The organism is Lentzea sp. CA-135723 (assembly GCF_050936595.1).
Lineage (GTDB): Bacteria > Actinomycetota > Actinomycetes > Mycobacteriales > Pseudonocardiaceae > Lentzea.
In genome coordinates this window covers 2,295,444-2,320,942 of the sequence record NZ_JBNJMK010000001.1, presented here as the reverse complement: position 1 = coordinate 2,320,942, position 25,499 = coordinate 2,295,444, and the positions used below count along the sequence as shown (strand labels likewise).

The following is a 25,499-nucleotide window of genomic DNA, read 5'->3' as shown; positions in this document are numbered from 1 at the left end:
ACGGTCGAGGAATGGCCACCAGCACACCATCCACCGCGTACAGCCGGGACCTGGGCGAAGAGCTCCGCAAAGTGCGCGAGAAGTCCACCGATCTCACCGGCGCCGCCTTCGCGGTCAAGCTGGGGTGGGACCCGAGCAAGGTCTCCACCCTGGAGAACGGCAAGTACCGCCCCAGCGAGATCGACCTCGTCCAGTACCTGTCCATGCTGGGCAAGGACATCGACTTCTTCGAAGACTTCAAGCGCAGGTTCAGGAACGCCTTTGAGGAGTACATCGTCCAGGTCTCGGACAACCTCAAGACGCTGGCGATGGCCGAGGCGACCGCGCTGACGGTCACGAGCTACGACACGCAGGCGATTCCTGGCTTGTCGCAGACGCCGGAGTACGCCGACAGCCTGTACCGAATGGGCGGGTACATCGTCGAGGAGCGCATCCCGGCGGTGGTGAAGTGCCGGATCGACCGCCAGGCGATCCTGAACCGGCACGACCGGCCGGAGTGCCTGTTCTACGTGCACGAGCACGCGTTGCACACGCAGGTCGGCGACGCGCAGGTCATGCAGGACCAGTACGCCAAGCTGCTGTTCGGCGCGCCCAGGATCCGGATCGTGCCGGCGTCGGCAAGGCTGGTGGCCACCAGTTGTGTGTTGTGGGAGTTCGACAAGGCGATGCCGGTGGCGTTCACCTCGACCGATCTGGCGAAGGTGTTCGTGCAGGACCCGGCGGCCATCGCGCGCACCCGACTGCTGTTCGATCGCTTGGCCGAGGTGGCTCTCGATGAGGAAGAATCGCGGAAGGTGCTGGCGGACTACGTCGGCCGACCGCGAGAGGAACTCAATGAGCGAGGCCCGCGTCTGGCGTAAGAGCAGCTACAGCGGTGCGACCGAGGACGACAACTGCGTCGAGGTGTCGTTGTCGTCGGTGGCTCTGGTGCGTGACTCCAAGAACCCCGCCGGAGGTGTCCTGACCTTCGGTTCAACCGCCTGGGAAAGTTTCCTCAAAACTCGTTGAACCGTTGCCCGATCCACCACGTGTACCCGCTGTCGAACGGGAACGAGGGGACAAGGGCCATGGCTGACGAGAAGACGGTGTTGATCGGCCAGTGCGGCCCGACTCTGCTGCTGCCGAAGCAGGGCAGCCGAGTGACGCCGATGCGTCGGAACGCCCCGCTGCGGGTGGACGTCGCCGGTGGCGGGCCGGTCGGTCTCGCCTTCGCCTGCACCCTCAAGGCGCAGCTGGGCGACGGCGTCCAGATCCGGGTGCACGACCGTCGCTGGAAGCGCGCGGGCAGCCGGATCGTGTGGAAGGGCCTGTCGGACGGCAACAACCGGCGCGAGCAGGTCGTGACGCTGCAGAGCAACGTGTGGGCGGCGCTTCCCCTCGCCGTGCAGAACCGGTTGTTCGCGCCCGGCAAGTTCTCCGAGATGTGGCCGCTCGGCCCGGACTCCCCAGCTTCCAAGGGCCGGCCGCGCAACATCAAGATCCGCTGGATCGAGGACGCGCTGCTGGACATGGCGCAGGACGTCTACGGCATCGAGCTCGTCGCCGACGCCTACACCCCTCCGGCGAAGTTCGACGGTCAGCACGTCCTCGCGATCGCGGATGGCGCCCGTTCCGCCACCCGCGAGGCGTTCAAGGACCAGTTCGGCACGCCGAGCCGGGAACTGTTCTCAGTGGACGGTTCGCCGCTGGACGAGCGCGTGCTGGGCATCCGCGTCACCGCCAAGTCGCCGGACGAGCACACCGTGCCGTTGACGGTGGCGCAGAACAGGTTCCTGTTCAACTCGATGGGCGGCGGCTTCATCAACATGCGCCTGACCGCCGAGGAGGCGTCGGAGATCGTCGCGCTCGGGGAGAGCGGTCCCGTGTCGTGCATCGGCAAGTTCGGGTGCACCATGCGGCCTTCCACCAACGGCCGGTTCGTGTGCGACAAGCACCGCGCGGTGTTCAAGCCGTCCGTCGACAAGCTCTCCTACCTGTGGCCGCGGATCCTCGACGGCCTGCGGTTCTTCGGCGTGGGTGTCGCGGACGTCGTCGGCATCAACTCGTTCACGCTCGGCATGCAGCAGATGTCGAAGTTCACCGCGCAGCTGGCGCCGTCGACGTTCGGCTTCCTGCTCGGCGACGCCGCGAACTCGCTGCACTTCTGGCCGGGCCGCGGCCTCAACACGGGCCTCAAGAGCGCGCTCTCACTGGCCGTGAACCTGCAGAAGCGCTGGAACGGCAAGCCCTTCCGCGCCGCCGACTTCGCCCAGCACGAGGGCATCATGCAGCAGCTGCAGTACCGCGAGAAGTCGCGCGCCTGGACCACCATGCTCATGCCCGACGCCGAGGGCACCCCGCGCGGCATCGAGGACCGCATCCGCGACGGCCTGCACGGCCCGTGCGACCGAGCCGCCCTCGTGCAGACGCTGTTCGAGCGCGTGATCGAGATCAAGAAGCGGATGGGCGACCGGATGGGCCCGCTCGCCACCGATGAGTGGTACTACGGCCGCGTCAACGCCCTCGACACCCGCACCCTGAAGGTCATGGTCGAGTCGGGGGCGTGGATCACCCGCGAGATCGGCGGCGAGGAGGTCGAGATCCCCTCGGCCACGCCCGCCGCCGAGCCCCAGCCGGTGCGCAGGGGCCTGTCGCTGGTCAGCTAGCGACCGAGTACCTGGTCAGGACGACGCCACCGGCGAACGTCCGCGTCTCGACCAGCTCCAGCTGGACCCGGTCGTCGAGCGCGCTGTAGAACGGCGCGCCGGCGCCCAGCAGCACCGGATGCGTGACGACCTCGTACTCGTCGACCAGCCCGGCGCGCATCGCCGCGCCGGCCAGCGTCGCACCGCCGACCCGCATCGGCCCGCCGTCCTCGGCCTTGAGACGGGTGATCTCCTCGATCGCGTCGCCGGTGACCACGCGGGTGTTCCACCGCGGGTCGTCGATCGGCTTGGAGGAGAACACGACCTTCGGCGTGTCCCGCCAGTTCCGCGCGAACGCGACGTGCGCCGGGGTCGCGCCGGGCTGCTCGTCACCGGTCGGCCAGTAGGAGCTCATCGTCTCCCACAGGCCGCGCCCGTAGAGGAAGGTCTCGATCCCCTGCTCCTGTTCGAGCCAGAACTCGAACAGCTCGGCGTTGCCGCCGCCCCAGTTGGTGTCGCCATCGGGCGTGGCGACGTAGCCGTCGAGGCTCAGGTTCATGCCGTAGATCAGTTTCCGCATGCGCGGCATCCTTCCGTCCGGTCGTCTGCGACGGGTAGACCGGCGCGCCGCGCAGAACTCATCGGTCCTCAGTCCTCTTCGACCTCGCGGCGCGCGAGCCGCACCTCCTCGACGTCCAGCTTGCGCTGGATGGTCCGCAGCACGATGTCGTCGATGGCGGCCTCGTCGCGCAGCCGCACGACGGTCGCCCGCTTGTGCGCGATCAGCTCCAGCCGCAACGCCGCGTACTGGGTCTCGGACGCGGCCACCTCCTCGTCGCCTGCCTCCTTGGCCCGCACGACTTCCAGGTGGTGTTCGTACTCGGCCAGCACCCGCTTGTAGACGACGTCGGACACGCCCACCTTGTCGGCCAGGCGTGGCAGCGCCTCGTAGGCCTCCTCGGACGCGGTCGTCTGGGCGAGCCGCAGTTCCTCGTCCAGCGCGGTGTCCTCGGGCAGCTGGGAGAACCGGATGATCGCCGGGAGCAGCATCGACTGCACGATCAGCGTCAGCACCACGACACCGGACGTGATGAGGATGATCTCCTCGCGGAACGGGAACGGCCCGCCGCCGACCACCGTCTCCGGCACGGCCAGGGCGGCGGCCAGCGACACGGCCCCGCGGAAACCGGCGGCCGACGAAGCCAGCCGTTGCCGAGCGCCTACGCGGCGCAACCGTTGCTGTGGACGGCGGTCCAGAGCGCGGATCACGTACGGGGTCGTGTAGCTCCACAACAACCGCGTCCCGGCCACGGTCAGCGACACCAGGCCGATCGCGCCGAACGTCGCGAGCGTCTGCGAGCCGTCCAGCGACCGAAGCGCACTGTGCGCCTGGAGTCCGATCAGGACGAACAGGGCACCGTTCAGCACGAACGTCGCGATGCCCCAGAACGCGTAGCTGACCTGGCGTGTGTCGGCGCGCACGATCCGGGGACCGACTCGTGCCAGCGTCAGGCCGCACGTCACCACGGCGATCACACCGGACCCGTGCACCGTCTCTGCCAGCAGGAACGCCGCGAACGGGGTCAGGATGCTGACCACGCTCTCGTGCAACGGGCTGTCGAGCCGTTTGCGGACCTGCACCGCGAGCCAGGCGACGATCAACCCGGCCACCGCGCCACCGGCGTACGACAGCAGCAGCTGAAGACCTACGCGGCCGGTGCTGAACTCCTGCTCGCCGACGGTGATGGCGACCGCGATCGCGTAGATCACCAGGGCGGTGCCGTCGTTGATCAGCGACTCGGCGCGCAGGATGGTCGTGGTCCGGCGGGGCATGCCACGGGCGATGGCCGACACGGCGGTCGCGTCGGTCGGGGCGAGCGCCGCGCCGAGCACCCACGCCGGACCCCAGTCGAGGCCCAGGGCGTGGGCGACCGACGCCACCGCCGCGGCCGTCGCGAGCACGAGCAACGTGCTGAGCAGCACGATCGGGCGCAGGTTGCTGCGGATCTCCCGCAGCGAGGTGTTGAGGCTCTCCCAGTAGAGCAACGCCGGCAGGAAGATCAGCAGCATCGCCTCCGGCGGCAGGCTGACCTCTTCGAGGGCGGGCACGAAGCCGAGCACCGCGCCGCACACCACCAGCAGGACGGGTGCGGCGACGCGCAGCCGTCCGGACACGACGCTGCTCGCGAGGATGCACACGCCCAGCACCACTACGAGTTCGAGACCGAGCATGCGCTAAAAGATAGGCCGGTCAGGCGCGGAGTGCGTCATCCAGCTCGGCCAGCAGGCGGGACTTGGGGCGCGCTCCCACGATCTGGCGGATCGGCACGCCGTCGCGGAACAGCAGCATCGTCGGCAGCGACATGACCTGGAAGTCGCGTGCGGTGGCGGTGTTCTCGTCGGCGTTGATCTTCAGGACGGTGAGGTCGTCGCGTTCGCGGTCGATCTCGTCCAGCACGGGGGACAGCATGTGGCACGGCCCGCACCACTGCGCCCAGAACTCCACGAGCACGGTGCCGGTCCTGGTCTGGTCTGCGAACGTGGCGTCGGTCAGGTGCATCGGGTCTCCTCGGGTACTGCGCACGGGTCCTGGAAGGCGAGCCTGGCCAGCAGGAACTCCCTGACGACGCCGAGGCGTTCCAGGCAGGCGTCCACCTCGGCGAGCTTGCGCCGGTAGACCTCCCGCGAGTCGGGGCAGGAGTCACCGGACTCGTGCCCCGCGCGCAGGCAGGCGACGAACGGCCGGGTGTCCTCCAGGGACAGTCCGACCGCCTGCAGCGACTGGATCTCGCGCACCAGTCGCAGGTCGTGGTCGCCGTACTCGCGGTAGCCGTTCGACGTGCGCTGCGCCTCCAGGAGCCCTTGGGACTCGTAGAAGCGCAGCGCACGCGTGGTGGTGCCGGCTCGCTTGGCCAGTTCGCCGATCCTCATGGACCCGACGCTAGACCTTGACGTTCACGTCAAGGCAAACGTCAGTCCGCGACGAGCCCGATCGCCGACCACTGCCGCCGGATGAGCCAGCGGCCGGGCGCGATGCCGGTGCCGCCGTGCTCGGGGTGCAACAGGTAGGCCGGTGAGGTGTTCTGGATGACGGTCGCGTCGCGTTCCGCGGCCCACCGGCAGGTACCGGGGTCGGCGACGAGGACGTGCGGGTTGGCACCGTTGAGCGCGGCCACCAGGTGCACGCCCTCGGGCGGCACCAGGGTTCTGGCCTCGGTGAACGGTGGTGGGTCGAGCAGGTCGAAGGGGATGACGATCAGGTCGCCCTGGGCCTGGAGGCCGTCGACGACGGGGACGGTGGCCTGGCGCTCGAGGTGGTCGAGCGTGTCGACGTTCGTGCGGTCGACGAGTTCTGCGAGGTTCATGTGTTTTAGGTACGGCGTAGTAGTTGTGCGTACTGGTCCGGCCGCAGGCCGTAGGTCGCCGCGGCGGCTTCGAGCGGGTCGCGCATCCAGGTCCGCAGGCCGTAGCGGCGGCGGGTGCCGTCGCGTTCGACCGAGCCGTTCACGACGAGCAGCAGGTTGATCTGGTCCCACAGGTCGTAGAGGCGCAGGTCGAAGCCCGGGTTGCCGGGGTCGGGCACGGAGCCGATGAGCGGTGGCTGGGCCTGCTCGACGTAGTTCTCCCAGCCGAGGCGTTCCGCGGCGCAGAACCGGACCTCGATGCTGGGTTCGGTCAGGATCCGCACGACGTCCGGTTCCTCGATCACCCAGCGCGGCACGGTCTGTCCGTGCCACGCGTGGACGCCGGTGCCGTCGGCGAACGTGATCGCGGGGCCGTTGTCGTTGTGCGGCAACGAGTTCACGTCGGTGTGGATGGTCGTCGGACGGTCGGACATCACGCAGCGGCCCTCGCGCGGCCACCACCACCCGGTCGTGCGGGTGAGCGACTGCCACGCAGCGAGCAGCGCGAGGTCGAAGCGGTTGCCGGGTGCGGCGAGTTCGGCCAGCCAGTCGGCCTCGTGCTGGCCTGCCCAGCCCACACCGAGTGAGCCCGGCAGGGTGGAGTTGATGGCGCGGACCAGGCCTTCTCTGACGACCCGGCGCAGTGCGCTGACGGCGCCCTGCCACTCGGACCGCCTGCCCAGCCGGAAGCGCAGGTCCGAGACCTGGGCCGCGATCTGCGCCTCGACCGTCTGCCAGTCGTCGTTGCGGACGATCTTGCCGACGGGCAACAGCGTCGCCGCTTCAGCGGGGGAGCGCACCCAGACGAACTCCGGCGGCGGCCTGCCGACGGACGCGTACAGCGACGCCACGGCCTCTTCGGCCGCCGGGCGATCAGCGGGTGCGGTGCTCAGCGCGTGGGCGAGCCAGTCAACGCCTCGCTGGGGAACTTCGATGGAGCGGGCCTCGAGCCCGCCCGGTGCGCTCACAGCGCGAGGGCGTTACCGCCCTTTCGGATCGTCATGCGGAAGATCGTGACACCAACGGGCCGTGATTGGCAACCACGAAAAAATTCCCGTCCTGGCAAGGTGTCCCACCCTGTGGCCGTCCCAGCGCGGGCGTTCTCGTCGTGCCCAGAATGCGAACAAACGACGAGAGGGGAACCGGTGGGCACCCGACTGCATCTGGCCGCCGCACTCCACGCGACCGGCGAGGAAGCTTTCACCGCAACGCATTGGGCCGATCTCGTGCGCGAGGCCGAGCACGGCACGCTCGACTTCGTCACGTTCGGCGACTCGCTCGGCGGAGCACCCGGACTCGACGCCGTGCTCACGGCCGCGCGCGTCGCACCGCTGACCACGCACGTCGGCCTGGTGCCGACGGCGGTCGTGACGCACACCGAGCCGTTCCACCTGTCGAAGGCGATCGCGACGCTCGACTACGTGAGTCGCGGCCGGGCCGGCGTGGAACTGGTCGTGGCACCGGATCCGGCCGATGCGCGGCATTTCGGGCGTCGTGGCGTCGGTCCTGAACCCGAGCTGTGGGAGGAGGCGCGCGACTACGCCGAGGTGCTGCGCCGGCTGTGGGACAGCTGGGAGGACGACGCGGAGATCCGCGACGAGGCCACCGGGCGGTTCGTCGACCGGGAGAAGCTGCACTACATCGACTTCGAGGGCCGGTGGTTCTCCGTGCGCGGGCCGTCGATCACGCCACACCCGCCGCAGGGGCACCCGCTGATCGCCGCCTCCGAACCGTTGGGGGACATCGTGTTCGGTGACGATCCCTCGGTGCCCGACAGGCTCGTGTTCCGAGACGCCGACGCTTCCGCGTCCGCCGGCCAGTTCGCCGCCTGGCACGCGGAGGGGTTCGCGGGCTTCCGGCTGCACGGCGACCTGCGCCGGATCACCCGCGAGCTGGTGCCTGAGCTGCGCGAGCGCGGGCTGTTCCGCACGTCGTACGAGGAAACCACGTTGCGCGGCCGGCTCGGTCTCGCGCGGCCCGCCAACCAGTTCGCCTAGAGGAGCGCCGAGATGACCAAGCAGATCCACCTCGCCGCGCACTTCCCCGGCGTGAACAACACGACGGTGTGGAGCGATCCCCAGGCGGGCAGCCACATCGAGTTCGACTCGTTCGTCCACTTGGCACGGACGGCCGAACGGGCGAAGTTCGACTTCTTCTTCCTGGCCGAGGGGCTGCGACTGCGCGAGCAGGGCGGACAGATCTACGACCTCGACGTCGTCGGTCGGCCGGACACGTTCACCGTGCTCGCCGCGCTGGCCGCCGTGACGTCACGGCTGGGGCTCGCCGGCACGATCAACTCGACGTTCAACGAGCCCTACGAGGTGGCTCGGCAGTTCGCCTCGCTGGACCACCTGTCGGACGGTCGGGCGGCCTGGAACGTCGTGACGTCGTGGGACGCGTTCACCGGCGAGAACTTCCGGCGCGGCGGATTTTTGAAGCAGGAAGACCGGTACAGCCGGGCGGAGTCGTTCCTGCGCACGGCCTGGAAGCTCTTCGACACCGGCGTGGGGCCGTTCTCGCACACCGACGAGCACTTCGACATCAGCGGCACGTTCGGGGTGCCGCGCTCGCCTCAGGGCCGTCCGGTGATCTTGCAGGCCGGGGACTCGGAGGAGGGGCGGGAGTTCGCCGCGGCCACCGCCGACGCGATCTTCTCCCGGCACGGCACGCTGGAGGCCGGGCAGAAGTTCTACCGCGACGTGAAAGGCAGGCTGGCGAAGTACGGGCGCACGTACGACCAGCTGGTGGTGCTGCCCGCGGCCACGTTCGTGCTCGGCGACACGGACGCCGACGCGCAGGAGAAGGCCGCTGTCGTGCGGCGGCAGCAGGTCAGCGGGGCGACCGCGATCCGGTTCCTGGAGCAGGTTTGGAACCGCGACCTCAGCGCGTACGACCCGGACGGGCCGCTGCCCGAGGTCGAGCCGTTGGCGGGGGAGAACACCATCGCTCGCGGACGGGCGAGCGTGCGGATGTTCAAGGACCCGGCTCGGACCGTGCGGGAGTGGCGGGAGAAGGCCGCGGCGAAGAACCTGTCGATCAGGGACCTCGTGATCGACGTGAGCGCGCGGCAGACGTTCGTCGGGTCGGCGGACAGCGTCGCCACGCAGATCGACGACCTGGTGCAGCAGGACGCGGCGGACGGGTTCATCTTGGTGCCGCACGTGACGCCGGGCGGGCTCGACGAGTTCGCGGACACCGTCGTGCCGTTGCTGCAGGAGCGCGGTGTCTTCCGGTCCGAGTACTCAGGTCCGACGCTGAGGGAGCATCTCGGTATCCGATAGTTGTTCAGCCTGTGGACGCCCTTGTTCACCAGGTTCGTTGGTACATAACGTCACCGGCATGAGCTCTGGCACGCTGACGAAGCCGTCCACAAAGGACGATGATCTCTCCTCCTCACCGGTCGTGCCGGCCCGCCACCCGTGGCGGTGGGTCGGCGTGGCGTTCGTGCTGGTGCTCGCCGCGCAGTTCGTGCACGGCCTGGTCACGAACCCCGCGTGGGACTGGCCGACGTTCGCGCGGTACTTCACCGCCCAGTCGATCCTGACGGCGGTCGGCACGACCATCGTGCTGACCGTCGCCGGTACCGCGCTGGGGTTCGCCCTGGGCATCGTGGTCGCGGTGCTGCGGATGTCGAAGAGCCCGTTCTTGAGTGCGGTCGGCTGGACGTACATCTGGGCGTTCCGGTCGATCCCGTTGATCGTGCAGCTGCTGTTCTGGTTCAACATCTCCTATCTGTACCAACGGCTTTCGCTCGGCATCCCGTTCGGGCCGGAGTTCGTGAGCTTCGAGACGATCTCGCTGATCAGCCCGATGGGCGCGGCGATCCTCGGGCTCGCGCTGCACCAGGCGGCCTACGCGGCGGAGATCGTGCGGTCCGGCGTGATCTCGGTGGAGCGCGGGCAGCTGGAGGCGGCGGCCGCGCTGGGCATCCCGCGGTCGCGGCAGTTCCGCAGGATCGTGCTGCCCCAGGCGATGCGGTCGATCCTGCCCAACGCGGCCAACGAGGTGATCAGCCTCTTCAAGGGCACGTCCGTGGTGTCCGTGATGGCGATCGGCGAGCTCTTCTACCAGGTGCAGGTGATCTACGGCCGCAACGCGCGGGTCGTCGCGCTGCTGATGGTCGCGACCGTTTGGTACATCATCCTGACCACTCTGCTCTCGATCGGCCAGCACTACGTCGAGCGCTACTTCGCGCGAGGAGACCGCCGGTGATCGAGGTTCTGGGCGTGCACAAGAGCTTCGGGCCGCTCGAGGTCCTGCGCGGGGTGTCGCTGGAGGTCGCGGCGGGGGAGGTCGTGGTGGTGCTCGGGCCGTCCGGCTCCGGCAAGTCGACGTTGCTGCGCACGATCAACCACCTGGAGAAGGTCGACCGCGGGTACATCACGATCGACGGCGACCTGATCGGCTACCGGCGGCGGGGCGGCAAGCTGCACGAGCTGAAGGAACGCGAGATCCTCAAGCAGCGCAAGGACATCGGGTTCGTGTTCCAGAACTTCAACCTCTTCCCGCACCTGACGGCGCTGGAGAACGTCGCCGAGGTCGCGGCGTTGCTCGACGCCCGCCACTTCCTCGAACGGGTCGGGCTCGCCGACAAGGCCGACGCCTACCCCCGGCAGCTCTCCGGCGGCCAGCAGCAACGCGTCGCGATCGCTCGCGCGCTGGCCACCCGCCCGAAGGTCGTGCTGTTCGACGAACCGACCTCTGCTCTGGACCCCGAACTGGTCGGAGAGGTGCTGGACGTGCTGCGCGACCTTGCCCGGTCCGGCACCACGATGGTCGTCGTCACGCACGAGGTCGGCTTCGCCCGCGAGGTGGCCGACCGGATCGTGTTCATGGACGAGGGCGTGATCGTCGAAGAGGGACCACCCGCCGAGCTGCTCGACCACCCCGTCCACGAGCGCACCCGCGCTTTCCTGTCCAAGGTTCTTTGATCAAAGGAGTTCGTTGTGCGCAAAGTACTTCTCGCCGTGCTGGCGTTCGGTCTGGCCGCGTGTGGCACGGCCGGTGGTGAAGAGCCCGTCGAGGTCGCCGGCCTGAGCGTGAACCTCGGCCCGGACCAGAAGCGGGTCACGGCCGCCAAGGACGACAAGATCGCCGCCAAGGTGCCGGAGAAGTTCAGAACCAAGGGTGAGCTGACCATCGGCGGGTCCGCCGGCACAGCGCCACCACTGCGGTTCTACGCCACCGACGACAAGACGGTGATCGGCGTCGAGACCGACATCGCGTCCCTGGTGGCCGACACGCTCGGGCTGAAGGCTCGGCTGGAGGTGTCGTCGTGGGAGAACCTGTTCGTGGGCCTCGACAGCGGCGCCTACGACCTCGGGCTCTCCAACATCACCGTGACCGAGGCGCGCAAGGAGAAGTACGACTTCGCCACCTACCGCCTCGACACCCTGGCGTTCGAGGCGAAGAAGGGCGGCACCTGGAAGGTCGAGGAGCCCAAGGACGTGGCGGGCAAGGTCATCGCCGTGACCTCCGGGACCAACCAGGAGAAGATCCTCGTCGACTGGAGCACGGCGAACGTCGCCGCGGGGCTGAAGGCCACCGACATCAAGTACTTCCAGAACTCGTCGGACTACTACCTGGCGCTGCAGTCCGGCCGCATCGACGCCTACCTCGGCCCGAACCCGACCTCGGCGTACCACGCGGCGACCTCCGGTGAGACCGAGGTGATCGGCAACTTCTCCGGCGGCGCCGCCGTCCAGGGCAAGATCGCCGCCACCACGAAGAAGGACAGCGGTCTGGTGGGCCCGGTGCAGGAGGCGCTGAACCAGCTGATCGCCAACGGCAAGTACGCCGAGGTGCTGAAGCGCTGGGGCCTGTCCGACGAGGCCGTGCCGACGTCGGAGATCAATCCGCAGGGCCTGCCGAAATCCTGAGGGGGATCGTCATGAGGGTCAGCATCACCATCGACACCGAGGACGAGGACACCGCGCTGAGGCTGCTCGGCGCGTTGCGGGACTCCGGTCTGGCGCCCGCGGTCGAGGCCACCGTCGAGGAGGCGGACGTCCTGATCCTGCCGGACACCCGCCAGGTCCTCGTGCACGCGGAACCGGTCGAGCTGACGCGGCTGGAGTTCGAGCTCCTGCTGCACCTGTGCTCGCACACCGACCGCGTGCACCGGCGGCGCGAGTTGTTGTCCACCGTTTGGGGGGTGAACGACGACTACAGCGGTGCGCGCACGGTCGACGTGCACGTCCGCCGGGTGAGGCAGAAGCTTGGCGACGCGGCGGACGTGATTCAGACTGTGCGCGGGGTCGGGTACCTGGTCGCGTCGAGTGCGCGGTTCCGGGTGGAGGGCGCGCCGAACGTGGTGCGGCTGGCGGACAGGCGCGCCGGATGAGTCAACCCCCGAACCACTATGCGGTACCCCTATCTTTCCGCTAGGGACCACAGTCTTTCCGGCGATTGCTCCAAACGGTGCTAACTTGGGAAAACCGGGAATTGGGCAAGTGCGTCACGAAAACTTCGTGAACCGCATTCAGAACATAGAGCCTGGTCGGTCAAGAAGCACCACAGTAGGAGGAATACCTTGTTCGCTAAGTGGGGAACACTTGCGTACAAGCGCCGTTGGGTGGTGATGGTCGCCACTTTGGCGCTGACCGTGATGGGCGGCGTTTGGGGCCTCGGCGTTTTCGAGCGACTCAACGAAGGTGGCTTCGGCGATCCCACAAGTGAGTCGATCAGAGCCAACAAGCTCGTCGAGGAGACATTCGGCCGCCAGGGCGGCGACATCGTCATCATCTACACCGCGCCGACCGGCTCGACGATCGATTCGCCCGAGGTGCGGGACAAGGCGGAACGGCAGCTCGCCGGCCTGCCGACGGACAAGGTCAAGACGGTGGCGTCCTACTGGAACCTGCCGCAGCCCAATCCGTTCGGCACGGCGGACAAGTCGAAGGCGCTGGTGGCGATCACGCTGCAGGCGGCCGACTCGAACACCCAGCTGAAGGACTACGCCGCGATCTCCGACCAGCTCCAGGTCGACGGCGTGTCCGCGTTGTTCGCGGGTCAGATCCCCGTCCAGAAGGCGATCGCCGAGATGTCCGGCAGCGACCTCGTGCGCGCCGAGACCGTGTCGATGCCTCTCGTCCTGCTCCTGCTGGTGATCGTGTTCGGCGGCCTGATCGCGGCGTCGCTGCCGGTCATCGTCGGCATGTTGTCGATCATGGGCGCGCTCGGGCTGCTGCACGCGATCTCGCTGGGCACCGACGTGAACTCGTTCGCCATCAACGTGGCGACGCTGCTCGGGCTCGGCATGGCGATCGACTACGGCCTGTTCATCGTCGGCCGGTTCCGGGAGGAACTCGCCGCGGGCCGCACACCGGAGCAGGCCGTGCAGCGCACGGTCGGCTCAGCCGGTCGCACCGTCATCTTCTCCGCGACGCTGCTGGTCACCGCGCTGGCGGGCCTGCTGCTGTTCCCGCAGGCCTTCCTCAAGTCGCTCGGCTACGGCGGCATGTCCGCCGTGATCGTCGCCGCGGTCGTCTCGCTGACGCTGCTGCCGGCGCTGCTCGGCATCCTGGGGCACCGCGTCGACAAGTTCTCGATGCCGTGGCGCAAGCGGATGGCGCGTGGCGAGCACGGGTCCGGCTGGGCCCGGCTCGGCACCAAGGTCATGAAGCGGCCGGGGTTGTTCGCGATCCCGATCGTGGTGGTCCTGCTCGCGCTCGGCCTGCCGTTCCTGCACGCCAAGTTCGCCGAGGCCACCGAGAAGGTGCTCCCGGTCGGCAACGAGTCGCGGGTCGCCGTCGAGACGTTGAACAAGGAGTTCCCGGCGATCGCCAAGACCGGCATCGACATCACCCTCACCGGGGATCCCGGGCAGGACGCCGTGCAGAGCTACGTCCAGCGGGTCGCCGACGTCCCCGGCGTCGACACCGCCGAAGTGGCGCTCGGCCCCAAGGACGGTCGCTGGCAGGTGACCGCGACGCTCATCGGCGAACCGCTCAGCGACGAGTCCAAGCAGGCGGTGGCGGACGTGCGGAAGCTCGCCGGCCCGCAGGGCGCCGACCAGGTGCTGGTCGGTGGGCCGACCGCGGTGAACGTCGACAGCCTCGACGCGATCAGCAGCAAGCTGCCGTGGATGGCACTGCTGTTCTTCGTGGCGACGTTCGTCCTGATGTTCCTCGCCTTCGGTTCGGTGCTGCTGCCGATCAAGGCGATCGTGATGAGCGCGCTGTCGCTGTCCGCCACGTTCGGCGTGCTGGTCTGGATCTTCCAGGACGGGCACCTCGCGTCGCTGTTCGGCGTGACGCCGTCGCCGCTCGACTCGGGCATCGTCGTGCTGATGGTGGCGGTGATCCTCGGTCTGTCGACGGACTACGAGGTGTTCCTGCTCTCCCGGATGGTCGAGGCCAAGAGCAAGGGCGCGACCAACGAGGAGGCGGTCGGCATCGGCCTGGCCAAGACCGGCCGGGTGATCACGGCGGCGGCGATCCTGCTGATCGTGGTCACGGGCGCGTTCGCGTTCTCGCAGGTGGCCATGATGCGGTTCGTCGGGGTCGGCATGATCCTGGCGCTCGCGCTGGACGCCACGATCGTCCGGATGCTGCTGGTGCCCGCGGTGCTCAAGCTCATGGGTGACGCGGCGTGGTGGGCCCCCGGTCCGTTGCGGCGCATCCAGGAGAAGCTGGCGATCCACGAGGGTGGTGACGTCGAGGACGACGACGACCACGCGGCGCCTCGCAAGCCCGTGCCGCAGCCTGTCGGCTGAGGTATTCCGGTTGCACCCCGGGAGGTCCTGACGGACGTCAGGGCCTCCTTGGCGTGCTTCGGGGAGAAAGTGCTTTCGTGCATTCGGGGACGTGCGAAATCGCGCGGAGTTTAGGTGAATCACCTTTGTTCGTGCGGTACGGGCTTGAGGGGGTCGACCCCCTGAATCCGCCTTAGGGGTCCCCTATTTCCGGCGCGGACCAGTGTGATCACAGGGCCCCTGGCTTTAGCGTTTCCGCTATGAAAGCAGTCGGCCCTGCGGTCGTAGCGAGCGACATTCGCAAGTCGTACGGCTCCCTGAGGGCCGTCGACGGCGTGTCGTTCAGCGTCGAACAAGGAGAGTTCTTCGGTCTTCTCGGCCCCAACGGCGCCGGGAAGAGCACCACCCTGGAGATCGTCGAGGGCTTGCGGAAGCCGGACTCCGGCTCCGTGAGGCTGCTCGGCGAGAGCCCGTGGCCCCGCAACCCCGCACTGCTGCGCAAGATCGGCGTGCAGCTGCAGGCGTCCTCGTTCTTCGAGCGCCTCACGTCCAAGGAACAGCTCGAGACCTTCGGCGCGCTGTACGGCATCAGCAAGTCGAAGGCCGTGGACATGCTCGAGCTCGTCGGCCTGACGGACAAGGCCGACGTGCAGGACACGAAGCTGTCCGGCGGGCAGCGGCAACGCCTGTCGATCGCCTGCGCGCTGGTGCACGACCCGGAGATCGTCTTCCTCGACGAACCCACGGCGGCGCTCGACCCCCAGGCCCGGCGCAACCTCTGGGACGTGCTGCGGGCCATCCAGCAGCGCGGCAAGACGATCGTCTACACCACCCACCACCTCGACGAGGCCGAGATCCTCTGCGACCGGGTGGCGATCATCGACTCCGGCCGGATCATGACCATGGGCCCGCCCGCGCAGCTCGTCCGCGCGCTCGACACGCAGACCCAGGTCATCATCGAACACGGTGTGGTGCCGGCGAAGCTCGCGAGCACGCTGCCGGGCGCCGAGTCCGTTGTGGACGACGGCGTGTCGGTCACCATCTCCACCTCCGACGCGGGCGTGACCATCAAGGCCCTGGGGGAGCTGGACGCCCTCAGCAACGCCCAGGTCCGCACGGCGACGCTCGAAGACGTCTTCCTGCACCTCACCGGTCGCGCTTACCGCGAATGACCGTCCACCCAACCGGCGTCGCGACGGTGCCCGAGCCCACGACGTCGTCAGTCCTCCGAGCGGAGACCGCGACATGACCGCGTTTACCAGCCTGTCGCTAGCCATGTTCAAGGCGTCGATCAGGGACAAGGCAGCGCTGGCCCTCACCTTCTTCTTCCCCCTGATGTTCCTCGTCGTGTTCGCGGTGCTGTTCGGCGGGGGGATGGGCTCGTCGGTCAAGATCGCCGTGGTCGGCGACGGCCAGGTCGTGAGCGCCCTGTCCAAGGCCGAGGGCGTCGACCTGGTGAGGTTCGACGAGTCCGGCAAGGCGCTCGCCCAGCTGCGCGACGGCGACCTGGCCGCGGTCGTCGTGGCGCAGGGCGACGGCGTCGACGTCCGCTACGCCAACGGTGACCGCCCGGAGACCGCTCCGGCGCTCGCCAAGGTCTCCGAGGCGGTCGCGAGCGCCAACGCCGGCGCCAGCAACACGCCGCCCAGGTACGCGATGCGGCAGGAACCCATCGAGGCGGCCTACGCGCCGATCCAGTACCTCACGCCCGGCATCCTGTCCTGGGGCGTGGCGTCCGCCGCCGTGTTCAGCTCCGCGCTGACCCTGGTGGCGTGGCGGCGCAAGCAGGTGCTGCGGCGCCTGCAGCTCGCGCCCGTCGGCCGCGTCTCGGTGCTCACGGCCCGGCTGGCGATCGCGACCGGTATCTCCCTGATGCAGGCCGTGCTGTTCGTGGCCGTGGCGTCGCTGCCGGTGTTCGGTCTGCAGCTGTCCAACGACTGGTGGCTCGCGATTCCGTTGCTGGTGCTGGGAACCTTCGCCTTCTTCTCCGTCGGGATGCTCACGGGTGCCGTCTGCCAGACCGAGGACTCGGTGTCCGGCGCGGCGAACCTCGTGGTGCTGCCGATGGCGTTGCTGGGAGGCAGCTTCTTCCCGGTGGACAAGGCACCGGAGTGGGTCAAGGTCTTCACGAACCTGCTTCCGCTCAAGCACATGAACGAGGGCATGCTCGACGTCCTGGTGCGCGGCAAGGGCATCGACGCGCTGCTCGTGCCCGGCGCGGTGCTGCTCGGGTTCACGGTCGTCATCAGCGTGTTCGCCGCGGTGTTCTTCCGCTGGGAGGACGCGTGAGCGACCGCGGGCGGATCTTCGGTGGGAACCGGATGCCGTCCAGGGTGGTCGTGGGCATGACCGGCGCCACCGGGGCCGCGATCGGCATCCGGCTCCTGGAGGCGCTGGGCGCGGTCGGGGTGGAGACGCACCTGGTGCTCAGCAAGTGGGCCCGCGCGACCATCGAGATGGAGACCGACTTCTCGGTCCGCCAGGTGCAGTCCCTCGCAGATCACGTCTACTCGTCGCACGACCAGGCGGCGGCCATCTCCAGCGGCTCGTTCCGCACGGACGGCATGATCGTGGCGCCGTGCAGCATGAAGACGCTGGCCGCCATCAGGATGGGCTACGGCGAGGGGCTGATCCCGCGTGCCGCGGACGTCACCCTGAAGGAACGCCGCCGGCTCGTGCTCATCCCCAGGGAGACCCCGCTCAACGAGATCCACCTCGAGAACATGCTGGCGCTGACCAGGATGGGCGCGGTGATGGTCCCGCCGATGCCCGCCTTCTACAACGGCCCGACCGGGATGAAGGACGTGGTCGACCACGTGACCAGCCGGGTGCTCGACCTGTTCGACGTGGACAACGACCTGACGACGCGCTGGGACGGCGGTAGAGAGGCGCGCCGGGAGCGGAAGGAGCACAGCGATGAAGCACTTCACTGATCTGCGCAGCTACCTGAACGCGTTGGAGGACCTCGGCGACCTCGTGACGATCTCCCGCGAGGTCGACGGCGACATGGAGCCCGCGGCGATCACCAGACGCAGCTACGAGGTCCGTGCGCGCGCACCGCTGTTCGTCAACATCAAGGGCGCCCGCCAGGGTCAGCGGATCCTCGGCGCGCCCGCGGCGATGTCGTCCCGCAAGGACCTGCCGTACGCCAGGATCGCGCTGTCGCTCGGCCTTCCCGCCGACAGCACGGGCTACCAGATCGTCGACGCGCTGGCCGACGCGGCCGTGCGCGAGCCGATCGCGCCGGTGGTCGTGTCCAAGGGGCCCTGTCAGGACAACGTCCTGATGGGGCCGGCGGCCACTCTGGACAGCTTCCCGATCCCGATCGTGCACGAGAAGGACGGCGGCCGGTACGCGAACACGTGGGGCGTGCTGATCGTCCGCACCCCGGACGGGTCGTGGACGAACTGGTCCATCGCGCGCGTGATGAAGATCGACGGCAAGCGGATGACGGCGCTCGTGCCGAACGGCCAGCACATCGGCCAGATCTGGAACCAGTGGGCGGCCATCGGCAAGCCGATGCCGTACGCGCTGGTGCAGGGCGCCGAGCCCGGAATCCCCTACGTGGCGGGAATGCCGCTGCCCGACTCGGCCCACGAGGCCCACTTCCTCGGTGCCCTCGTCGGCGAGCCCATCGAGCTCGTGCAGGCGCTGACCGTCGACCTGGAGGTCCCCGCCACGGCGGAGGTCGTGATCGAGGGCCACGTGTCCACCGAGCGCGACGCGCTGGAGGGACCGTTCGGCGAGGCGGCCGGCTACCAGCCGGTCGGGTCCTCGCCGCAGCCGACGTTCCACGTCTACACGATCACCCACCGCGACGACCCGATCTGGCCGCTGGTGGCGGAAGGCCGCCCGCCGGACGAGTACCACACGGTCACCTGCGTCGGTGCCGCCAGCCAGTGCCTCGTGAGGCTGCGCGCGGCGGGCCTGCCGGTCAGCCGCGCGTGGGCACCGATGGAGGCCGCGGGCATGTGGCTCGTGGTGACCGTGCCGCCGAACTGGCGCGACCTGGTGGAGCCGGGCACGACCAGCGAGCAGCTGGCGACGTGGGTCGGGCAGACGTTGTTCTACGACAAGGCGGGGCTGTACTTCCCGCAGATCTACCTGCTGGACGACGACATCGACGCGACCAACATCGCCGAGCTCACCTGGGCGATCGCGACCCGCGTGCACCCGGTGGACGGGCGGGTGCACCTGGACAGCGCCGTGCTGCCGCTCTTCGTCAGCCACACCGAGGAGGAGCACGAGCGCGGGTGGGGGCCTCGGACCGTGCTGGACGGGTTGTTGCCGCCGATCGGGGAACGGTTGGGGCACACGTCGTTCGCGGCGTCTTATCCGCGTGAGCTTCAGCAGCGCGTGGTGGAGAACTGGATCTGAGAACTGTTGTGCCGACGAAGAGGCGTGTCCTACGTGGACACGCCTCTTCGTCGTTGGTGGGTGGGTTCGTGCTGCCGGGGTGCGGGTCTTGACGGCGGGGCGGGCACGGTGTGCCGGGGACTGAGTTCGGCTTGCCAAGCGAGCCTCTTCTTCCTTCTACCGCAACACGTCTGAGCCCCCGCGATCAGCTGGTCGCGGGGGCTCAGACGGTAGAGGGAGGAAGTCGGTCGGGGAGTTCCGGCCGGTTCGGCCTAGTGGTCGGGGAGTTCCAGCGGGGCCAGCTCGGCGAAGAGGTCACCCGGGCCCGGGTTGCCCCGGTGGGTGCGGCCGCCCAGGTGGTGCAGCACGCCCCAGACCGCGTTCAGCGCCGTGGTGACCGCGCCCTCGGCGAAGCCGCCGCACCACGAGATGTCGTCGCCCGCCAGGAAGAGGCCGCGCTGCGCGTCCGTCAGGTTGTCCTGCATGAAGTGCGTGTACAGCCGGCGCTGGTAGCGGTAGTGGCCCGGCAGGTTCGCCTTGAAGGCGCCCATGAAGTGCGGTTCGGTCTCCCAGGTGATGGTCACCGGGTCGCCGATGATGTGCTTGCGCACTTCCACGCCGGGGTAGATCTCGGCCAGCGAGCCGAGGACGACCTCGAGGCGTTCCTCCAGGGTGAGGGTGGCGAGTTTGAGCGAGTCGTCGTTCCAGGTGTAGGACAGGCACATCACGCCGGGCTTGTCGGGCCCCTCGTCGAAGAGGTAGACGCCGCGCGGCATGCGGTCGGTGAGCGTCATGCTCATGACGTGCCTGCCGGTGCTCGGGTCGATGTCGAGCCAGAACGGCCGGTCCGTCACGACGAAGAGCTTCGAGCTGCCCATGTAGTGGGTGCGTTCCACCGCGGTCCACAACGGTTGGGGCAGCAGGGATTCGTCGGTCTTGACCTTCGACAGGAGTGCCCAGCTCTGCGCGGTGAACACGGCTGCGGGGAACGTCCTGATGCCGTGTTCCGCGTCCTCGACGGTGATGCCGTGCGCGGTGCGGCGCATCCACTTGGCCGCCGGCTTCGGCACGCCACCGCGGTGCAGCGAGGCGAGCGTCGTGCCTTCCGGCCAGTGGTCGAGCCGTTCTGGTGCGTGCGACCACAGCCTTGTCGGAAGCTGCTGGCTGCCACCGATGATGCGGTGCTGGTCGACGTCGGCGCCGTTGTAGACGACGCGCAGGATCTCCAGCATCGAGTTGGGGAAGTCGGTGTCCCAGCCGCCGGTGCCGAAGCCGACCTGGCCGAAGATCTCGCGGTGCTCGAACGAGGCGAACGCCGGTGATCCTGCCAGGAAGCCGTAGAACGAGACGTCGTCGAGGCGGGGCACCAGGCGGTTCCAGATCGCCTTGATGGCCGCCACGTCCCGGCTGCGGACGGCGTCCGTCATCGCGGAGAGCTCCGCGGTCTCGTGCAGTGCCTTTTCCCACGCGTCCGCGACCTGCTGGTAGATCACCGGCAGGTCGGTCATGGTGTGGGCGAAGTGGCTGACCCCCTTGAGGTCCACCACCGTGCTGGGGGTCTGGTCCGACAGCGGGTTGGGGAACGGCGAGGTGCGCAGGCCGACCTCGTCGATGTAGTGGAACAGGGTCGTGGCCGCCAGCGGGAACCGCATGGCGCCCATCTCGGCGACCGACTCCGGGTGCTCCCGGAACGGCACCGAGCGCATCCGGCCGCCGAGCTGCTCGGCCTCGTAGAGAACGGGACGCAGGCCGAGCTTCATCAGCTCGTACGCGGCCACCAGGCCCGCGATGCCCCCGCCGATCACCGCGACCTCGGTGCCGTGGGCCGAGGCCGGCACGGCACCGAGGCCCGCGGGATGGTTGAGCCAGTCGTCGTAGGCGAACGGGAAGTCCGGGCCGAACATCGTGACCGGCGACCGCAGGCCATGTGGAACGGCGTCGGAAGGGAAGCCTTCGTCCATGTGCGCTACCCCCGTGTGACGGTGGTGACCTGTTCAGGCAGGTTCGGTGGAAAGGGAGCCGTAGAGGTCCGGCCGTCGGTCGGCGACGTAGTCGTTGACCTGCTTGGCCTTCCAGATCCGCATGGGGTCGAGGTCGGCCAGCACCAGCTGTTCGCCGTGCACGTCGTCGTGCAGCGCGAAGCCGGACGGCCCGACCACGCGGGTCAGGCCGCAGTAGTCGAGCTCGCGTTCGGAGCCCGACCAGTTCACGTAGGCGATGTAGATCTGGTTCTCCAGCGCGCGGGCGTGCACGAGCGTCTGCGCGACGATCTCCCACGGCTTCATCAACGCGGTCGGCACGACCAGCAGTTCGGTGCCGGCGAGCGCGTGCGCCCGCACGGTCTCGGGGAACTCGACGTCGTAGCAGATCAGCATGCCGACGGTCAGCCCGTCGAGCTTGGCCTGCACGACCGGGGTCTGACCGGGTTCGAAGATCGCCCGGTCGATGTCGCCGAACAGGTGGGTCTTGCGGTAGCTCGCGAGTGTCGTACCTGTGGAGTCGACCATGCGGACGGTGTTGTACACGTTGCCGTCCGCCAGTTCCGGCCAGCCGAAGACGATGGCGATGCCCGCCTCGGCGGCGATCTCGGCCACCTCGGTGCACATCGGGCCGTCTCCGGGCTCCGCGAGCTGGCGGAGCCTGCGCGGACCGAGGTGGTACCCGGTCAGCGAGACCTCCGCGGTCACCAGTAATCGGGCACCCGCCTCGGCGGCGTTGTGCGCTGCGGCCCTCAAGCGTGTCCTCGGGGACTCACCACCCGCGACGGTCTGCCAGCAAGCGATCCTCATGTGCTTCGGCCCCTAGTTGCCAGTCGGTGGGCAATGACGGTCGTGAAGTGGCCCGGTGGTGAACGGCATCCACGACGTGAACATGGAACGGCGGTGCGGTTTCCTGGTCGGATGAGACATCCAACGCGACAACGCTAGGCAGCGCCGTTGTCGGCCGACAACCCGGCGAGGACCCCTGCCGGACCCCTGTCCGCCCTGGGGTGACCCCTGCCGCGCCGGCGATGGCGATGTGGTCGATCGTTGCAAGATCGCCAGATGAACTTCGTGGCTTCGTTTGTGAAATCCTTATTAACGACGAGTCGGGTGGTGCGCGTGCGCGCATCCGTGTTAAATCGACGTCAGTCATCACCGCTGGCTATTGTTCGCATTTAGTTCGCGGTGGCCTGCGCCGGATGCCACGCCTGGCCCGCCCTGCCGGTTCCCGCACCTCGGAACGCTGCGAAAAGCCGAGTTATCGCCAAGTTGCGCCGTTCTATCGCAATGCTATCAAGGCTCTACTGTCCGGCCTCTGGCATCTCATTTGATTGCTGACTAGGGGATGCCCTAAGGGCTCTCGGGGTTTGCTTTTCGCAGTGCCGGAATGCCCTGGTGTCACACCCCCTCGGTCTGAGCTTGTCGCTGATCGTTCGGAGCGCGCTCGTCTGCGGGGCCGGGGGGAACAACACCGCGAGAGGAACGTGGTCCTAGATGTTGGTCGAACGAACGCGTGAACTGGCCACCCTCCTGCACGTGCTGGAGGACTGCCGGCAGGGCCGGTCCGCGGTGGCCATGATCACCGGCGCCAGGGCGACCGGGAAGACCGCGCTGCTGCACGCGTTCGGCGAGGAGGTCCAGCGCTCGGACGCGCTCCTGCTCAGCGCTTCCTGCACGCCGGGTGAACGCTCCTTACCGCTGGGGGTGTTCAGCCAGCTCCAGCGCAACGTGCCGGAGGAGTTCCGCGCGGCCCGGTCCGCCGGCGACCTGACCCCGCTGCTGGACGAGGACACGCGGCAGGGACACCTGCTGCGCCAGGCGAGCACGGCGCTGCTCGCCATCGCGGAGACCCGGCCCGTCGTGATCGTCGTGGACGACGTGCAGTACGTGGACGAGCTGTCCAAGGAGGCCCTGCTGCACGTGCTGGGCAGGCTGCGGTCGACGCGCGTCGCCGTCGTCTTCACCCAGGGCGTCGGAGCACGCGAGCCCCGTTCGCTGTTCCACACCGAGTTCCTCCGCCACCCGCACCGCCACAGCGTCTGGGTGAGTCTGTTGTCCCCCAACGGTGTGGCCGAGGTCGTGGCCGCCGAGCTGGGCCAGCGGACCGCGGCCGAGTTCGGTGCGCGCTACCACGAGATGACCGGCGGCAACCCGTTGCTGCTGCGCGCTTTGCTGGAGGACCAGCACCGCACGCCGTTCGACGGCGCCCCGGTGGCGGGCGAGGGCTTCGCCGAGGCCGTGATGAGCTGCCTGCACCGCGGTGACCCGGCGATCCGCGAGGTCGCCCACGCCCTCGCCGTGCTGGACACGCACTCCGACCACACCCGGCTGCTGGCCCGCGTGGTGGAGGCCGGCCAGAAGGCCGTGACCAAGGACGTCGAGACCCTCGCGGACATGGGTTTGTTGCAGGGCACCAACTACCGCGACGCGGCGATCCGCGAAGCCGTGCTCGAAGACGCGTCGCTCCACGCCGATCTCCCCGACCTGCACCAGCGGGCCGCGTGCCTGCTCTCGCAGGACGGCGCGGACCGGCGGGTCGTCGCCGCGCACCTCGTCTCGTCCGGCACGTCCTGCCCGGAGTGGGCGCTGTCCCTGCTGCGCGAGGCCGCGGACGTGGCGATCCTCGAGGACCAGGTCGAGGAAGCCGTCGAGTACCTGGAGTTCGCGCTGCACGAGCAGGCCGGCGAGGCACCGATCGAGCTCGTGATGATGCTGGTGCGCCTGAAGGAACGCCTGGCGCCCGCGTCCGTTCTGCAGCACGTGCCCGAGCTGGGACAGGCCATGCGCGAGGGCAGGCTGCTGGGCCACGGGCTGTCCTGGTTCGTGCGCCTGCTGGTGCTGCACGGCCGGGGGGACGACGTGGCGGAGGGCCTCGCGAAGCTGGTGTCCCGCTCGGGCGAACTGGACGACCACGACAGGGCCGAGGTGGCCATCGCCCGCATGTGGGCCGCCGGCGCGTACCCGGACCTCGTCGCGGACCTGCCGCAGATCTCCCTGGAGCCCGTCGGGGTCGACGTGCGGACGGGGATGCGGGTGGACGCCGCGGCGGCGCTCGCGCAGGTCGTCGACGGGCGTCTCGACGAGAACCTGATCATGACCGCGGAACGCGTGCTGCAGAGCGCGAACCTCGCGGAGGAGCCGTCCGACGAGATCAGCTCCGCGCTGCACGTGCTGCTGTACCTGGAGAAGCTGGACAGCGTGAAGACGTGGTGCGACCGGCTGGTCGCGCGCGGGCGGCACTCGTCACCCGGCTGGCACGGCGTGCCGGCGATGATCCGCGCCGAGGTGGCGTTCCGCAGGGGAGACCTGGCTGTCGCGCGGGACTACGCGCAGGAGGCGCTGGACAGGGCCGACCCGCGGATCTGGGGTGCGAGCATCGGCATGGCGCTCGGCACGCTGATCCTCGCCACCACGGCGATGGGCCGGCACGACGAGGCCGCCGCCGCGATGCGCCAGCGCGTGCCCCAGCACGCCTACCGGGGCCGCTACGGCCTGCACTACCTCTACGCGCGAGGGCACTACCACCTGGCGACCGAGCAGCTGCACGCCGCGCTGGGCGACTTCCTGACGTGCGGCGAGCTGATGGTGAAGTGGAAGATCGACTCGCCGGGCATCGTGCCGTGGCGGGCCGGCGCCGCCGAGGTCTACACCCGGCTCGGGAACCTCGCCAAGGCGCGGGAGCTGGCCGACCAGCAGCTGGCCCTGCCCGTCCTGGACCGGTCGCTGTCGCGCGGCATGGCCATGCGGGTCAAGGCCGCCACCACGGACCTCCGGCAGCGTTCCCAGCTGCTGTACGGCGCACTGGAGGAGGTGCAGGCCGCCGGAGCCCAGCTGGAGGTCGCACGGGTGCTGGCCGACCTCTCGCAGATGTACCACGAGCTCGGGCAGCCCGACCGCGCCCGGATCACGGCCCGCCGCGCGTGGCGCCTCGCCAAGGACTGCCAGGCGGAGACGTTGTGCGCGCAGCTCCTCCCCGACAACGAGTCCCGCGCCGAGGCGTCGCCGGGCGAGGCGCGGGCGGAGGCCCGGTGGGGCGCGCTCTCCGACGCGGAACGCCGCGTGGCGGGGCTCGCGGCGCTCGGGCACACCAACCGGGAGATCGCCACCAAGCTGTACGTGACCGTGTCCACGGTGGAGCAGCACCTCACCAAGGTCTACCGCAAGCTGAACATCACGCAGCGCAGGGACCTGCCGGCCGATCTCTGGAACGTCGTGGCCTTCAGCGCCTGATCCCGGATCGCGCGGGAACCCCACCCGCGCGATCCGGGCAGGCGCCCGAGCCGGTCCCAGAGCTTCCTCCCCGCGAGGGAGCTCTTGCTTCGTCTGCACGACGTCATCGGGAATGCCGTGAACGCAAGGGTTTCTTAGGGGCCGGGTAGGGGTGTTTGCGCCCTGGCGACCGGGAAACGATGCGTACGGTCGCGCATTCTCTGCCTTC

At 69.0% G+C, this 25,499-nt stretch carries 23 protein-coding genes; 15 read left to right on the top strand and 8 right to left on the bottom strand.

Annotation, left to right across the window (positions count from 1 at the left end):
• The first annotated feature begins 11 nt into the window (after nucleotides 1-11).
• From ACQEU1_RS09535 to ACQEU1_RS09525, 3 genes are read left to right on the top strand one after another with little or no spacing between them, the layout of a single operon-like run.
• Nucleotides 12-860, top strand: coding sequence for a helix-turn-helix domain-containing protein (locus ACQEU1_RS09535; RefSeq protein WP_433198430.1), 849 nt, complete (start codon nucleotides 12-14; stop codon nucleotides 858-860).
• Entirely contained in the window at nucleotides 775-1,008 is a 234-nt protein-coding gene (locus ACQEU1_RS09530; protein WP_433198428.1) for a DUF397 domain-containing protein, read from the top strand. The genes ACQEU1_RS09535 and ACQEU1_RS09530 overlap by 86 nt, the downstream gene beginning before the upstream one ends.
• Before the next feature lie 59 nt (nucleotides 1,009-1,067).
• Nucleotides 1,068-2,645, top strand: coding sequence for a hypothetical protein (locus ACQEU1_RS09525; RefSeq protein WP_433198426.1), 1,578 nt, complete (start codon nucleotides 1,068-1,070; stop codon nucleotides 2,643-2,645).
• Here ACQEU1_RS09525 and ACQEU1_RS09520 read toward each other — a convergent pair.
• The 6 genes from ACQEU1_RS09520 to ACQEU1_RS09495 form a co-directional block, all read right to left on the bottom strand.
• Nucleotides 2,638-3,204: a dihydrofolate reductase family protein gene (locus ACQEU1_RS09520; protein WP_433198424.1), complete on the bottom strand. Its 567-nt coding sequence runs from the start codon at nucleotides 3,202-3,204 to the stop codon at nucleotides 2,638-2,640. The genes ACQEU1_RS09525 and ACQEU1_RS09520 overlap by 8 nt on opposite strands.
• 68 nt (nucleotides 3,205-3,272) lie before the next feature.
• A complete protein-coding gene (locus ACQEU1_RS09515; RefSeq protein ID WP_433198422.1) occupies nucleotides 3,273-4,856 on the bottom strand; it encodes a Na+/H+ antiporter in 1,584 nt (527 codons plus the stop codon).
• A 19-nt stretch (nucleotides 4,857-4,875) separates the two neighbouring features.
• Entirely contained in the window at nucleotides 4,876-5,184 is a 309-nt protein-coding gene (gene trxA, locus ACQEU1_RS09510) for a thioredoxin (RefSeq protein WP_433198420.1), read from the bottom strand.
• Nucleotides 5,175-5,555, bottom strand: a complete 381-nt coding sequence (locus tag ACQEU1_RS09505; RefSeq protein WP_433198418.1) for a MerR family transcriptional regulator — start codon at nucleotides 5,553-5,555, stop codon at nucleotides 5,175-5,177. Before ACQEU1_RS09505 ends, trxA begins: the two co-directional genes overlap by 10 nt.
• 41 nt (nucleotides 5,556-5,596) lie before the next feature.
• Nucleotides 5,597-5,989, bottom strand: a complete 393-nt coding sequence (locus ACQEU1_RS09500) for a hypothetical protein (RefSeq protein ID WP_433198416.1) — start codon at nucleotides 5,987-5,989, stop codon at nucleotides 5,597-5,599.
• A gap of 5 nt (nucleotides 5,990-5,994) precedes the next feature.
• Nucleotides 5,995-6,996, bottom strand: a complete 1,002-nt coding sequence (locus ACQEU1_RS09495) for a DUF6745 domain-containing protein (protein ID WP_433198414.1) — start codon at nucleotides 6,994-6,996, stop codon at nucleotides 5,995-5,997.
• Between the two features lie 177 nt (nucleotides 6,997-7,173).
• Here ACQEU1_RS09495 and ACQEU1_RS09490 point away from each other — a divergent pair, with 177 nt between their 5' ends.
• The 11 genes from ACQEU1_RS09490 (at nucleotide 7,174) to ACQEU1_RS09440 (ending at nucleotide 19,100) form a co-directional block, all read left to right on the top strand.
• Nucleotides 7,174-8,025, top strand: a complete 852-nt coding sequence (locus ACQEU1_RS09490; protein WP_433198412.1) for an LLM class flavin-dependent oxidoreductase — start codon at nucleotides 7,174-7,176, stop codon at nucleotides 8,023-8,025.
• Between the two features lie 12 nt (nucleotides 8,026-8,037).
• On the top strand, nucleotides 8,038-9,309 hold the full coding sequence (locus tag ACQEU1_RS09485; protein ID WP_433198410.1) for an LLM class flavin-dependent oxidoreductase: 1,272 nt from the start codon (nucleotides 8,038-8,040) through the stop codon (nucleotides 9,307-9,309).
• 58 nt (nucleotides 9,310-9,367) lie between these two features.
• Nucleotides 9,368-10,240, top strand: a complete 873-nt coding sequence (locus ACQEU1_RS09480; protein ID WP_433198408.1) for an amino acid ABC transporter permease — start codon at nucleotides 9,368-9,370, stop codon at nucleotides 10,238-10,240.
• Nucleotides 10,237-10,959 (top strand): amino acid ABC transporter ATP-binding protein, encoded by a 723-nt coding sequence (locus tag ACQEU1_RS09475; RefSeq protein ID WP_433198406.1) that lies wholly within the window; start codon nucleotides 10,237-10,239, stop codon nucleotides 10,957-10,959. The genes ACQEU1_RS09480 and ACQEU1_RS09475 overlap by 4 nt, the downstream gene beginning before the upstream one ends.
• Nucleotides 10,960-10,974: 15 nt before the next feature.
• Nucleotides 10,975-11,907, top strand: a complete 933-nt coding sequence (locus tag ACQEU1_RS09470) for an ABC transporter substrate-binding protein (RefSeq protein ID WP_433198404.1) — start codon at nucleotides 10,975-10,977, stop codon at nucleotides 11,905-11,907.
• A gap of 11 nt (nucleotides 11,908-11,918) precedes the next feature.
• Nucleotides 11,919-12,371 carry a winged helix-turn-helix domain-containing protein gene (locus tag ACQEU1_RS09465; protein WP_433198402.1) on the top strand — a complete coding sequence of 151 codons (453 nt, stop codon included), beginning with the start codon at nucleotides 11,919-11,921 and terminating at the stop codon, nucleotides 12,369-12,371.
• Nucleotides 12,372-12,560: 189 nt separating this feature from the next.
• Nucleotides 12,561-14,744, top strand: a complete 2,184-nt coding sequence (locus ACQEU1_RS09460; protein ID WP_433198400.1) for an MMPL family transporter — start codon at nucleotides 12,561-12,563, stop codon at nucleotides 14,742-14,744.
• Between the two features lie 239 nt (nucleotides 14,745-14,983).
• Nucleotides 14,984-15,895: an ABC transporter ATP-binding protein gene (locus tag ACQEU1_RS09455; RefSeq protein WP_433198398.1), complete on the top strand. Its 912-nt coding sequence runs from the start codon at nucleotides 14,984-14,986 to the stop codon at nucleotides 15,893-15,895.
• Nucleotides 15,896-15,968: 73 nt separating this feature from the next.
• Nucleotides 15,969-17,012: an ABC transporter permease gene (locus tag ACQEU1_RS09450; RefSeq protein WP_433198396.1), complete on the top strand. Its 1,044-nt coding sequence runs from the start codon at nucleotides 15,969-15,971 to the stop codon at nucleotides 17,010-17,012.
• Nucleotides 17,009-17,656, top strand: coding sequence for a UbiX family flavin prenyltransferase (locus tag ACQEU1_RS09445; RefSeq protein ID WP_433198394.1), 648 nt, complete (start codon nucleotides 17,009-17,011; stop codon nucleotides 17,654-17,656). Before ACQEU1_RS09450 ends, ACQEU1_RS09445 begins: the two co-directional genes overlap by 4 nt.
• The gene (locus ACQEU1_RS09440; RefSeq protein WP_433198392.1) at nucleotides 17,640-19,100 is read left to right on the top strand and encodes a UbiD family decarboxylase; all 1,461 of its coding nucleotides are present in this window, start codon (nucleotides 17,640-17,642) and stop codon (nucleotides 19,098-19,100) included. The genes ACQEU1_RS09445 and ACQEU1_RS09440 overlap by 17 nt, the downstream gene beginning before the upstream one ends.
• 251 nt (nucleotides 19,101-19,351) lie before the next feature.
• Here the strand turns inward: ACQEU1_RS09440 and ACQEU1_RS09435 are convergent, their stop codons facing one another.
• Entirely contained in the window at nucleotides 19,352-21,040 is a 1,689-nt protein-coding gene (locus tag ACQEU1_RS09435) for a flavin monoamine oxidase family protein (protein WP_433198390.1), read from the bottom strand.
• A gap of 33 nt (nucleotides 21,041-21,073) precedes the next feature.
• Nucleotides 21,074-21,814 (bottom strand): carbon-nitrogen hydrolase family protein, encoded by a 741-nt coding sequence (locus ACQEU1_RS09430; RefSeq protein ID WP_433198388.1) that lies wholly within the window; start codon nucleotides 21,812-21,814, stop codon nucleotides 21,074-21,076.
• 741 nt (nucleotides 21,815-22,555) lie between these two features.
• On the opposite strand from ACQEU1_RS09430, the gene ACQEU1_RS09425 reads away from it, so the two are divergent.
• A complete protein-coding gene (locus ACQEU1_RS09425) occupies nucleotides 22,556-25,291 on the top strand; it encodes an AAA family ATPase (protein ID WP_433198386.1) in 2,736 nt (911 codons plus the stop codon).
• Nucleotides 25,292-25,499: the final 208 nt, after the last annotated feature.